8 protein-coding genes and 2 pseudogenes are annotated in these 13,585 nt (G+C 42.3%); all 10 read right to left on the bottom strand.

Annotation, left to right across the window (positions count from 1 at the left end; translation table 11 throughout):
* Positions 1 to 26: 26 nt before the first annotated feature.
* On the bottom strand, positions 27 to 968 hold the full coding sequence (locus tag RJ47_RS10780) for a glutathione S-transferase family protein (protein WP_039483762.1): 942 nt from the start codon (positions 966 to 968) through the stop codon (positions 27 to 29).
* 166 nt (positions 969 to 1,134) lie between these two features.
* Positions 1,135 to 2,127 (bottom strand): murein tripeptide/oligopeptide ABC transporter ATP binding protein OppF, encoded by a 993-nt coding sequence (gene oppF / locus RJ47_RS10775; protein WP_005472982.1) that lies wholly within the window; start codon positions 2,125 to 2,127, stop codon positions 1,135 to 1,137.
* On the bottom strand, positions 2,124 to 3,095 hold the full coding sequence (locus tag RJ47_RS10770) for an ABC transporter ATP-binding protein (protein ID WP_038134175.1): 972 nt from the start codon (positions 3,093 to 3,095) through the stop codon (positions 2,124 to 2,126). The genes oppF and RJ47_RS10770 overlap by 4 nt, the downstream gene beginning before the upstream one ends.
* A gap of 50 nt (positions 3,096 to 3,145) precedes the next feature.
* Entirely contained in the window at positions 3,146 to 4,048 is a 903-nt protein-coding gene (gene oppC / locus RJ47_RS10765; RefSeq protein WP_039483760.1) for an oligopeptide ABC transporter permease OppC, read from the bottom strand.
* A 15-nt stretch (positions 4,049 to 4,063) separates the two neighbouring features.
* On the bottom strand, positions 4,064 to 4,984 hold the full coding sequence (gene oppB, locus RJ47_RS10760; RefSeq protein WP_005472942.1) for an oligopeptide ABC transporter permease OppB: 921 nt from the start codon (positions 4,982 to 4,984) through the stop codon (positions 4,064 to 4,066).
* Between the two features lie 130 nt (positions 4,985 to 5,114).
* Positions 5,115 to 6,746 carry an ABC transporter substrate-binding protein gene (locus tag RJ47_RS10755; RefSeq protein ID WP_038134697.1) on the bottom strand — a complete coding sequence of 544 codons (1,632 nt, stop codon included), beginning with the start codon at positions 6,744 to 6,746 and terminating at the stop codon, positions 5,115 to 5,117.
* Between the two features lie 863 nt (positions 6,747 to 7,609).
* Positions 7,610 to 7,854: pseudogene (locus tag RJ47_RS20845) on the bottom strand (integrase core domain-containing protein); the annotation flags it as partial.
* A gap of 11 nt (positions 7,855 to 7,865) precedes the next feature.
* Positions 7,866 to 8,113 (bottom strand): annotated as a pseudogene (locus RJ47_RS20840) (IS66 family transposase); the annotation flags it as partial.
* Between the two features lie 128 nt (positions 8,114 to 8,241).
* A complete protein-coding gene (locus RJ47_RS10750; protein ID WP_039483757.1) occupies positions 8,242 to 8,667 on the bottom strand; it encodes a DUF2059 domain-containing protein in 426 nt (141 codons plus the stop codon).
* 367 nt (positions 8,668 to 9,034) lie between these two features.
* Entirely contained in the window at positions 9,035 to 13,507 is a 4,473-nt protein-coding gene (locus RJ47_RS10745; RefSeq protein WP_052237937.1) for an RHS repeat-associated core domain-containing protein, read from the bottom strand.
* Between the last annotated feature and the right edge of the window lie 78 nt (positions 13,508 to 13,585).

The following is a 13,585-nucleotide window of genomic DNA, read 5'->3' as shown; positions in this document are numbered from 1 at the left end:
GGCTTTTTAATATCTAAAGCCCGAATTTAACTATCACGTCCATGAGCAGACTCTAAGTCCAGGTCTGGCCCTTTCGGTACAACTTGTGTCGGATTAATTCCAGTATGGCTAAAGTAGTAGTGACGCTTGATATGATAAAAATCCGTCGTCTCCTTGATGCCCTTAACTTGATACAGCTCTTTCATATAGCCGTTCAAATGCGCATAGTCGGCAATACGCTTTTTATTGCACTTAAAGTGGCCAACATAGACTGCATCAAATCGAATCAAAGTCGTAAACAGTCGCCAATCCGCTTCCGTGATCACATCTCCAGCCAAGTAACGATTTTTTGCTAGATGGGCATCCACTTTGTCTAGCGCGTCAAATAGTGCCTCAAATGCCTCTTCATACGCCTCTTGAGTCGTTGCAAAGCCACAACGGTACACACCGTTATTGATATTCGGATAGATGAAATCATTCCACTTATCGATCGTATGACGAAGGGCTTGAGGATAGTAATCATCGCGATTGCCTGTTAAGTCATTAAACGCAGAGTTAAACATACGGATAATTTCAGAAGATTCATTGCTTACAATGGTATTGGTTTTCTTGTCCCACAATACAGGAACCGTAACGCGACCAGTATAGTCAGGCTTCGATTGTGTATAAATTTGATGCATACGGGTGTGACCAAACAAAGGCTCTGGTAGCCCCATTTGCCACCCTTCGCTCATCATATCAGGGCAAACAACGGTTACATCAATATGCTCAGTTAGACCTTTAAGCTCGCGAAAAATAAGCGTTCTGTGCGCCCAAGGACAAGCGAGTGAAACGTACAAATGGTAGCGTCCGCTTTCTGGTTGAAATTCGGCGTCTGCACGGTTTTCTACCCAATGTCTAAAACCCGCATCTTCACGAATAAACTTACCGTTGCTCGATTTCGTGTCATACCAAACGTCATGCCAAACACCTTCAACTAACTTACCCATATCGAGCTCCTTTAATCCGATTGATTTCACCCAGTATAAAAAAAGCCAACTCTCTAGAGACTAGAAGGAGTTGGCTTAGTTGTTCGAATTATTCGAATGATCAGAAATCAAAAAAAGCGCGACTCCCGAAAGATGCCGCGCTTGAGCCCGTCACAGGCTGAATTACTTACACGCTAACGTGGAGACACGATACCGCGTGAACGTCACTACCTTCGATCGTCGGCTTAGTTTGTGCACATGCTTCTGTTGCTTGAGGGCAACGAGTACGGAATACACAGCCTGACGGCGGGTTGATAGGCGAAGGAAGGTCGCCTTCTAGCATCTCGATATGCTTATTACGCTCGAGTTTTGGATCTGGAATTGGAACCGCTGACATTAGTGCACGCGTGTATGGGTGCTTAGGGTCAGCAAACAGCGCTTCAGCTTCACCCAACTCTACCGCGTTGCCCAAGTACATCACCAGAACACGGTCAGAGATATGTTTCACTACTGACAAATCGTGGGCAATGAAGACTAGCGATAGACCCAGTTCTTTTTGCAGCTCTTTCAGTAGGTTCACTACCTGAGCTTGAATCGACACGTCAAGTGCAGAGACTGGTTCGTCACAAATGATCATCTTAGGTTTAAGGATCAGTGCACGTGCAATACCGATACGCTGACACTGACCGCCTGAGAACTCATGTGGGTAACGGTTGATTACGTTTGGAAGCAGACCAACTTTTGCCATCATCTCTTTTACACGAGCTTTGACTTCGTCTTTAGAAAGCTCTGGGTAGAAGGTTTCTAGAGGCTCAGCAATGATATCACCCACTGTCATACGCGGATTCAATGATGCAAGTGGATCCTGGAAAATCATCTGGATCTCTTTACGCGTTTCACGGCGCTGGACTTCTTTCATCTTGGTTAGGTCTTGACCCAACCACAGTACATCACCGTCAGTCGCTTCAACAAGACCAATGATCGCGCGAGCAAACGTCGATTTACCACAACCAGATTCACCTACAACCCCTAAAGTTTCACCTTCATAGAGACGCACGTTAACGCCGTCAACGGCTTTTAGGTTTGAAGGCTTTGTCCAAGGCCATGCCGATTTTGCTGCAATGCTAAAGTGAACTTTAAGATCTTTAACGTCTAGGATTAGGTTCTTATCAATACTCATTTTTTCCAAGCCTCCCACTCTGAAAAACATGCACGCTGACGACCGTCACCAAATGGCGTCAAGATTGGTGCTTCCTGCTTACAACGATCCATTACTCGGTGACAGCGCTCTTGGTATGGGCAGCCTGTTGGTAAACGAAGTAAGTTAGGCGGGTTACCTGGAATTGTCGGAAGAATCTCACCTTCCGTATCTAAACGAGGGATCGCTTTTAGCAGCCCTTCTGCATAAGGGTGGCTTGGGTTGTAGAATATTTCATCAACCGTACCGTACTCCATCGTACGGCCTGCGTACATCACAAGTACTTTGTCACATGAGCCAGCCACTACCCCTAGATCGTGGGTAATCATAATGATAGCTGTATTGAACTCACTCTTAAGCTCGTTCAATAGCTCCATGATCTGTGCCTGTACTGTTACATCCAATGCTGTTGTTGGTTCATCAGCAATAAGCAGTTTAGGACGACATAGCAGTGCCATAGCGATCATCACACGCTGACGCATACCGCCTGAAAACTCGTGTGGGTACATAGTAATACGCTTACGAGCTTCTGGGATTTTTACTGCTTCAAGCATACGAACAGATTCTTCGAACGCTTCAGCTTTACCCATGCCTTTGTGCAGCATTAGAACTTCCATTAACTGGTCACTCACCTTCATGTAAGGGTTGAGCGACGTCATTGGGTCTTGGAAGATCATTGCGATCTGTTCAGCACGTACTTTGTTTAATGCACTTTCTGGAAGGTTAAGAATTTCGTTACCTTCAAACTTTGCACTACCAGAGATAATACCGTTCTTAGCCAGTAGTCCCATGATAGCGAAAACAGTTTGTGACTTACCTGAACCAGATTCACCTACGATACCTAATGTTTCGCCCTGGTTCAGAGAAAAGTTTAAATCGTTTACTGCGGTTACGATACCATCTTGCGTGGTAAATTCGACTCGCAGATCTTTGACATCTAATAAGCTCATCATTGCTTCCTTAATCTTTTTTATAGATTTTGTAATTTATTGCTTTTTAATTATCTGTCTTTTGGATCCAGCGCATCGCGCAGGCCGTCACCAACATAGTTGAAGCAGAATAGAGTCACAACCATGAACGCTGCTGGGAATGCCAGCTGCCAGATTGCTACTTCCATTGTTTGCGAACCTTCTTGAAGAAGTGCGCCCCAACTTGTCATTGGTTCCTGAACACCAAGACCAAGGAATGATAGGAATGACTCAGTAAGAATCATGCTAGGAATTAGAAGTGTTGAGTACACCGCTACGATACCTAGTACGTTTGGTACGATATGGCGAGTGATGATTTTCCACTTGCTCACACCACAAACGTGTGCCGCTTCAATAAACTCTTTACTACGTAGACTCAACGTTTGGCCACGTACGATACGCGCCATGTCTAGCCATGCAATCGCACCGATTGCAACGAAGATAAGAACAATGTTACGGCCGAAGAATGTTACTAGAACAATAACTAGGAACATGAATGGCACAGCGTAAAGGATCTCTAGGATACGCATCATGACGCGGTCTGTCTTACCGCCGATGAAGCCTGAGGCTGCGCCGTAAAGCGTACCAATTAGTACTGCTACGAAGGCACCCATTACACCTACCATCAGCGAGATACGACCACCAATAAGAGTACGAACGTAAAGGTCACGGCCTAAGCTATCAGTACCAAACCAGTGCTCAGCATTTGGTCCAACGTGCATCGCGTACCAGTCTGTATCATCAAATGTATACGGAGCAATCATTGGCAAAAAGATAACGGCTAGCGTCATCAACGTCAGTAGAAACAGACTCACCATTGCCGCTTTGTTGCGCATAAAGCGTATGCGGGCGTCTTGCCATAAACTACGGCCTTCAATTTCCAGATTTTCTGCAAATTTTTCGACCGCTTCTAAATTCTCTTTTTTCGTTAACATAACCAAACTTCCCTGTTAGTAGCGAATTTTCGGGTCAATCATTGCTAGTAAAATATCAACGATCGCGTTGAATAGAATAAATAGGAAACCAATTAAGATGGTTACACCCATTACTAGCGAGTAGTCACGGTTAAAGGCAGCGTTAACAAACAGCTTACCGATACCCGGAAGTCCGAAGATCGTTTCAATGACAACCGAACCTGTGATGATGCCTACAAATGCAGGGCCCATGTAAGAAACTACAGGTAGAAGTGCTGGTTTAAGCGCGTGTTTAACAACGATGTAACGGTAGCTTAATCCTTTCGCACGAGCGGTACGGATAAAGTTACTGTTTAGCGTTTCGATCATCGAACCACGCGTAATACGTGCAAATGTTGCAACGTAGAGGAGTGACATACCGATTACAGGTAAGACAAGATATTTGGCACTACCGTCATGCCAACCACCAGCCGGGAACAAATTCCAGTGCAGTGAGAATAGATAGATTAGTGCTGGTGCGAGTACAAACGACGGCATAACAACACCTATCATCGCGGTAGACATAATGGTGTAGTCGACCCACGTGTTGTGCTTCAAGGCCGCTATCGTACCTACAGTCACCCCCATAAGCACAGTAAAGATAAAGGCGATAAAGCCCACTTTAGCTGAAACTGGTAGTGCAACAGAGATTAGCTCGTTTACCGAGTAATCAAGGTACTTAAATGAAGGACCAAAGTCCCCTTGAACCACATTGAATAGATAGGTTGTGTACTGTTCAAAAACAGGCTTATCAAGGCCATATTTAGCTTCGATATTAGCCATTACTTCAGGTGGTAACGGTTTTTCGCTTGAAAAAGGGTTACCAGGCGCAAAGCGCATGAGAAAGAAAGATACGGTGATCAATACCAACATTGTTGGGATCGCCTCAAATATCCTTTTTGCGATGAATTTAAGCATAAACTCACTCTTTCAGTCTGTGACATTTAAATTAAAGAAATCCTCAATCCAACGAATTTAGATTGAAGAGAGGCGCTGCATGCGATTTCTCACATGCAGAGCCTAGTTTTTATAGTTCTATCTGCTCAGATTATTGAGCTTTGATGTAAAGATCTTTTGAGTAGATCTTCTCTTCCGCGTTCGCTGATGGGAAACCACCAACGTGTGGGTTTAGTAGACGAGAACGTACGTACTGGTAGATAGGTGCGATTGGCATATCTTTAGCCATTAGCTTCTCAGCTTCTAGGTAAAGTGCTGTACGCTCTTCTTCTGAAGTCGAGTTTAGAGCTTTGTCGATTAGCGCATCGTAATCTTTATTGCCCCAGTGCTGACCGCCAGTTGTGTTCTTGCTTACCATTAGCGTTAGGAATGAAGACGCTTCGTTGTAGTCACCACACCAACCTGCGCGTGATACTTCGAAGTCACCTTGATCTTTCGTAGATAGGTAAGTTTTCCACTCTTGGTTTTCTAGAGTAACGTCTAGACCTAGAGTCTTCTTCCACATTGAACCAAGTGCTACCGCAATCTTCTTGTGGTTTTCGTTAGTGTTGTATAGAAGAGTAAACTTAAGTGGGTTGTCTTTGCCGTAGCCTGCTTCAGCTAGTAGACGAGCCGCTTCCGCGTTACGATCTTTTTGAGACATTTGACCGTATGCTGGTAGCTCTGGATTGAAGTTCGCTGTGATTTCCGGAGTTAGGAAGTAAGCTGGCTTTTGACCTTGAGCAAGAATTGCATCAGTTACGATATTGCGGTCGATAGCGTAAGAGATCGCTTTACGAACACGTACGTCATCAAACGGCTTCTTCTTCGTGTTGAATGAGTAGTAGTAAGTACATAGGCTACCTTCAACAGATACAGATTCTGGATGCTCTTTCTTCAGGCGCTTGAAGTGCTCTGTTGGAAGAGTAGAAGTGAAATCAATTTCACCTGAAAGGAAACGGTTCATTTCTGCAACCGCATTCTCGATTGGTAGGAATGTAACCTTGTTTAGAACTGTATCAGCGTTATCCCAGTACTGTTCATTACGCTTAAGTTCTAGGCGCTCGTTCACAACCCATTTGTTTACAACAAACGCGCCGTTACCAACGAAGTTCTCAGGTTTAGTCCACTGATCGCCGAACTTCTCTACTGTCGCTTTATGAACTGGTTTCATTGTTGTATGGCCAGTCATCATTACGAAGTATGGTACTGCTGTTTCTAGCTCAACCACTAGCGTGTGGTCGTCTACAGCTTTAACACCTAGTTCAGCTTTATCTTTCTTGCCTGCAACGATGTCTTTAGCATTCTTCATCTTGGTGTATTCCATGTACCAAGAGTAAGGAGAAGCTGTCGCTGGGTCTACTGCGCGTTGGAAAGAGTAAACGAAATCGCCTGCTGTTACAGGGTCGCCGTTAGACCATTTAGCGTCTTTGCGAAGTTTGAAAGTGAAAGTTTTGTTATCTGCTGTTTCCCAAGACTCAGCGACACCTGGGATAGTGTTGCCTTCTGCATCTTGATTCACCAAGCCTTCAAGGATATCACGAATAACGTGTGATTCTGGAACACCTTGAGATTTGTGAGGGTCGATTGTCGCAACTTCAGTACCGTTACCACGTACCAATTCTTGCTTATCTGCTAGTTTTACGCCAGCTGGAACATCAGCTGCAAGAGTTGCGGTAGAGGTTGCTGCCACTGCTAGACCAGCACCTAAAAGAAGGGCTTGAGTGATTTTGTTCTTATACATGCTTAAAACTCCAAGTTTTTCATTTGCATCCATGACTTCTTTGCAAGTTCACTAGAACGGACAGTGATTTAGATTTATTTAGCGCAAAAAATAAGCACAAAAATCTAAAACCTCACAAAGATTGCGGCACACATTATCAATCATTGAAGTAATTTGCCATAAAAATGTAGCAAAAAATCGTATAATTCTCCGATTACTTCAACAATTCGGCAAAAAACACCATCAAAATAAATAAAATCAGAATATTTGATTGAGATATTTCTAAGACCCAGATTGACGTGCCAATTTATCTATAAAGACACTAGCTCGTAGCATCTTGTGCTAGATATTGTGCGGAAAAATTAACATTAAGTATGTAAAGCAGATAACAATTAACTACATTCCTCTCGTCTGATCAGACGAAATGTGAGGAGAATCACTGTTGGAGCGGTAAAACTAGAGGTTCCAGTGGATTTCACTTCAAGAAACATTAACAAAATCAATGATGTCAGTGATTTATCGTTATTTTCTTGGATTATTCAGGGAAGTATAGGTACTTGAGGGATTTTCTGTAGAGCAGATGGTGATGCTTGCAAGATAAGACTTCATGACGCGGAACAACTATCAACGAGTTAGAGTAATGTTTGCAACATTAGTTCGCATAACATTGCATCGAAAGCTTGCATATTACACATCTACTAAAGTTCAACATAGTAAAATTACCACGCCCCAGTCAATCTCCTTGCAAGACGGAGTGGACACACAATGGACATGTCTATGTAACAAACTTTTGGACACAGCATTGGATAAATAAGTATGCAAAAGGCAAGGGTCCAAACCTTGCCTTCTATGATCTTAGACACTGCATTAAGCGACATATTGTTTTCAAAGTTAACTAGGCTTAGATATCCAAGAGCACTGTGCTTTCTTGTTCGATTGTAATCAACTTCGATATATTCAAAAAGTGATAGGCGTATCCCTTCTCGTGTCACTATCAGCTAGTATTGGTTTGTTTCTACTTTCATTGAATTAAAAAGCTTTCGACACAGGCGTTATTTCAGCAATATCCCTTCCGACTCATACTTTGTTCTAGACTATGGGATGAGATTAAGTCTCTGTAATCTTTTGAACGTAAACGTCCTATGAGCTCACGGACGTAGTAATTAATGTGAAGTCCCATGGAAGAAGTGAGTCGACATCTGGTTCAGACTTAGTCAACTACTGCATCGATTTTACCATTTAGTCGTATAGTATAAGATCATTCGCCCTGGCGGTTTTATTGCACGGTCAGCAAGATTGTTATCGATAGATAAGTGGCCATCATCTAGGTAACGGATGAATTTAGGCCATTGACTAGCAACATACTTGATGGCTTTACCTAGTGGGCTCGACTCAAGTATAGACGAGGTGGTCAGCTAGTGATAGAGTTCATCGAATATTGGCTTCAATAGGTAGTGTCGCTCTGCATAGGGTTCATCAACTTCTAAGGAAATAAAGCGGTTGTCGCTATCTTTTCTTACTGAGATTTAAGGTTCTCTATAAACACCTTATTAAAATCATCAGAAGCAAGTGCTAAATCATCAAGAACAATAACATTTGATTCTAAATTCTTCTTGACAATCCACTTCCCCTTATCAGACTTATAGAAATCAATAAGTTGCCTAAGTTCATCATCACTATAAACTGACAAACCTTTCATATATGCATTCATATACCTCTTTTTACCATACTGAAAAACTGAACCATAATTCGATTCAACATACTCCTCTGTCAATTTAGGATACCGTTTGAAGAGCTGCTTTTTGTATTCCACAAAGTAGTGCTCCACTGTTTGTTCAAAGCCCAGAATTTGAGAAATCTCATTTTCCATCTTGCTTCTCTCCTCTGCTTGCAGAGGTAGAGAAGCCAATAGCAGCCAAAAACATAAAAGACTAACTTTCATTTACCATCCTTAATATGTGTAAGACAAATTTAAATCGCCACCTGCTGAAGCAGAGAGCTTCATACCGAGTAGCTCTCGCATAGTTACTGTTACAACTCTAAGCTCCGTCATCACAGGTTCTAGTATGATAACCCCTAAATGTAGAAACACATACTAGGATTATGGTTTTCCCAACCATGACTAGTTGACCAAACAACGGGCTACAACCGTGTGATAGGTACTGTGGAAAGAGGTGTAACTTCACATTTACCCATTACACCTCACACTATCCATAGGTAAGTTCGCAGTTTGTACATCAAGTAATAATTGTAACTATTGAGTATACATTACTGATTTCCCAACCCTTCACACTGCATAGATATAATTATCATTTACAAACGCCAACCTGCACTAACTTGGACGTAATATTAATTGCAGTACAGCTTGTTTTTATGTACGGGTTAGGGATTGCTCCAGCAACTTCCGATACTCTATCAATATCTTTCGCTACTTTGCACACTTCCTCATCAGCCTTATCCTCAGCATCTCGGAGTGCTTGATCTAACTCAGGAGGAAAAAATGCTTCAGGTGGTAGCACAGGAACCGGAGAGCTCGGTACCCCAATCCTTCCATCAGGATCGATATACCCCAGAGGATCTCCGTTTACATAAGCATAAAGATTAATACCTCCACGCTCTTGCAATGGATCACGGGTAAGCCATCGTCTTAAGTTTGGCACATAAAAACGGTAGCCAAAATAAACTAGACCGCTAGTAAAATCACTTCGCTTAGTTGAATAGCCAAAGGGTTGGTGTTCATGCTGGCTACCACTTGAAACCCCATAAGGCGTATACAGGTAGTTTTCAACCTCTTCTCCCAACTGATTAATTACTTTCTGGACTGTGCCAAGGTGGTTATAAATATAGTAATAACTGCCATGTTCAGCTTTTGTCATCAATAACCCACCGATACCTCCTAGCTTATCCATACGCCAAGCATACTGCTGTTCAACCTGACCACTTCCATTGTGTTGTTCAAGCTCAAGCAACCCTAACCGAACAAATTGCTTATCTTTAACCAATTTACCATTTTCATAACGCTGATAACCTTTCAACATATGGTCAAAGCCATAAATAAAACGTTCAGAATAACTCATGCCATTTTTATTAAAGTCAAGCTTAACTAATCGGCTCTCACCGTCATATTCAGCAGTAAAAGGAACATTATTGGCTAATAATCCTTTAACTAAGTTTCCACTGGCATCATAGGCAAACTTTGATTCATCGCCATTCCAACTAGTTATCTGGTTCAGCGCATTATAGCTGGCAGTCAACCCTTCAATATTGCTGTCCCAGCTCGATGTACCTAACTGCTCACTGAGCTGTCCTGCAGCATCAAATCGATACTGATAGCTTGCTAACGCTTCGTTACCCTTGCGATATACAATTTCGGATAAATCAGCCTTGCTATCGTATTGAGTAAGCCCGATTAAATCATTTGGGTATTGAGTTGTTATTTTCGACGAAGTCGAATCGTCATCATAACTGTAGCTAAATTGCTGCCCAAACGCTTCTACTTGAGTTAAGCGGCCTAAATCATCATAGCTATACTGAGTATTTAACTTTCCATCAACGGCTATCGTTCTAAGTTCATTAAGCTCCGTGTACGTAAGCTCAATCTTGTCATTTCCTAAGGGGCCATCTTTATACTTCAAAAAACCATTAGTGTAATAACCGAAGGTTGTCTTTCCTGTACCATCGGTCACTGCGCTTAATCGCCCAAAAATATCATATTCATAGTCCACACTTGCAGTGCTATCGCTATAGCGAATGCTAGATAGTTGCCCATTATTGTTATAGCTATATGATTTTTTAATGCCTCGCGCGTCAGTAAACTGAGTAATGCGACCTTTTGAGTAGTCATATTGTAACTTGCTACCGTCAGCATAAACTTTCTCTTTTAAAGTACCTGAAGGGTTATATACAAAGCGGGTTTTGTTATTATTCCGGTCAGTAATAGCAGTAACACGCCCGGATTTAGAGCGTTCTAATGTAACTGTTCCTTTAAGCGGGTCTATCACTCTTGTCAGCCATTTGGCATTATCATACTCATAATCATATGTGTGGCCACCCGGCAGCGTTTCAGACTCCAACATCCGTGGGCAGGTCCCAAATTGTTTATCTGTTGAACGCCCAGCCGGCGTTGTTACCTTCACAAGTGTATCTAACTTATTGTATTGATAGTGTGTAGTGTATCGATTCAAGCCCTGTTGACTAATTACCCGTCCAATTTCATCATAAATGTAACTGGATACCGTCTTAGAGTTAACTCGAATTTCTTTAGTAAGACCGCTAGCATTTCTCACAAAGTCTGTCTCAATACCTCTAGCGTCGATACTGCGAATCATATTGCCAGATTCATCATACTCAAAATACGTCGTACGCCCCTCTATATCTCTATATGAAGTAACTTGACTATTCGTATTATAAGTCATCAGGATTGTTCCAAGCGGACTGCGAACTTCTATAAGATCAACACCGTTATCCGCATAGATATAAACAGTTTCATTACCTAATTTATCCTTATACTTTGCTACCAGTCCTTTTGAATTCCACTCATATTGCTCAACTAGACCACGTTCATCGGTAATGGTCTTTAGCTTATTATTGGAGTAATAAGTAAACTTGTTGTACGAACCATCTGGGTTCGTCACTTGAGAAAACTTTCCTTGACGTCCATTTGGCGTTACGTATTTATATATCGTTTTTGCAACAGAATTACTGTAGTTACTGCTCTCAGATGTATACTCTCGGTAATTATCCGCATTTACATACCACCCTGTATTATGAAAACCATCAAAATAATACTCCTCTTTGTCACCGTTAGGATTAGTAACAGTAATACGATAGTTCTCCCACATCGGAGATCCAGGCGGATTGTAGGCGTTTGAGCCATTACGAATACCATCGGCGGGTTCAATGTAGAATGACGTTGTTCCTTTCGCATCCGTAATAGAGGTTAAAAAACGATCTTCATCATACGTCAGTGTACTTGTATAACCCTCCATATCCGTTAACGAGGTTAGGTTTCGTTTGTCGTCATAGACAAATTTTGCCTCTCGACCAAATGGATCTCTAACAGTATAGATAAGCCCTATAGCGTTGTATTCAAGTGTCGTTTGACGCCCCATTGCGTCTTCTATGTGGGTCATCCTTGCCGAATTGTCATAATGAAATATCAGCTTCTGTCCAAATGGATCTATCTGCTCTAATAGAAAGTTTTGGAGAGCCTTTGTACCTTCTGGAACTCCGTAGACTTTTTGAGAACCATCAGCAAAAGTCAGTAAATAACGACCCTCTTTTTCCGTTAACGTCGTGCGAAAGTAGTTATCTGATTGATAGACACCAGCTGAATCTTTAACAAACACATCTTCGCGACCATCAGGACTAAATATCGTAACCGCTTTACCCGGATCAACAACTAGGTAAGTAGCATAGTTAAACATCCACTTAACCCCAAAAGGCTCATTCTGAGCCAAAACGCCTTGCGTGTTATAGGCCAGCTTAATATTCACATTAGGTCCAATAGCACTCTCATACCAAAGTGGGGTATCTTCAACATACAAGTTCATGTTGATCATATTAACCGACCAAACTGGAGCACCTTTCGATGTAGAACAATCATCTTTTGGCTCTTTAGGGTCATCCGGATCTTTACCTGGCTTTCCTGGCTCTCCCGGTGGCCTTTGAATACCGCAGCACCCCCCGTAAGTGTTCTCCATCTCATCTTGGTCAAGTAATCTACCAATGAATTTACTACCATCATCAGACAATAAGATCACGTTCCCAGCCCATTCTTTTGCTAACTGATCTGCTGTGAATGTAAAACGACGATTCATTTGCGAATCAAAGATATTAAATTGACCGCTTGTGTGGCTTTCTAGTACCCAATAATGTCCCTTACCCCCTGTAGCCTCCCTATCAATCTGCAAAATGGCGGGAGTCGTAATCTCAGCGAGTTCTTCTACTGTTGCTTTGACGGCAAGCGCTTGGTAGCCATACTGCTCTGCTAAGGCAATCATATCAGCAATACTAAAGCCGTCGTCACTAGGAGCATAACCTAAGACCTCTTCAGCAGCTTCAAATCGATTGTCTTGCTTTAACAAATAACTCAGGGCTCGAGTACCACAGTCTAGTAGACTACCGGCACTCTCATCTAACAGAGATAGCTTTCTCAGCCAAGTTGAAGCATAAGTTCTTAAGCGCCAATCAGGGGAGTCCTCTTTTACCTCTTTGAATAGTCTTTTTGCTTCATCTGGGTTGTTTTCCATGAGACGTAACACTGCTAAACGACTTTTTGCTTTTGCAGTCATCATCTGCGCACCAACATATTCCGATGACGCATTTTGCGCGATGACTTCTTGGAAAAGCTGGTTTGCCTGTGAATACTGACCTGTGAAGCGAGCATTACATGCCATATGTAAAGTGGCTTCAGACGCCCAAGCACTGCTAGGAAATTGTTTTCGAAATACATCAAATGCCTTTGCTGCATCACTATAATGATGACTATTCCAATTTTGAATAGCTTGACCAAAAGCCATTCGTTCATCACTGTCATCATCTCCTAACAGGTCAAATAGACTAAAACTGTCTGGATCAACTTTATCTTCTACCGGAAAAGTAGGGCTTAGCACTCCTCCCAATTGTCCAGATGCAGACAACTGTGTATGAGAGGGGGGCGAGCTTAAGTCCATAGCGACCAAGCTTGGTTGAACTTCACTGACTCTAACTTCTTGCTTTTCGCTACCGCACCCAGAAAGAATGCTACCTAAAAGCCCAATCGCTATAATATTTTTCTTCATATTGGTTACTTAGCTCAATCTAATTTGAATTTTGAGTATTCACGATAGTAGTAAGGTCTGTCAGGTAAGCATCAAACT

It is taken from the genome of Vibrio sinaloensis (assembly GCF_000808535.1).
Lineage (GTDB): Bacteria > Pseudomonadota > Gammaproteobacteria > Enterobacterales > Vibrionaceae > Vibrio > Vibrio sinaloensis_D.
This window is presented reverse-complemented; position numbering and strand designations above follow the sequence as displayed.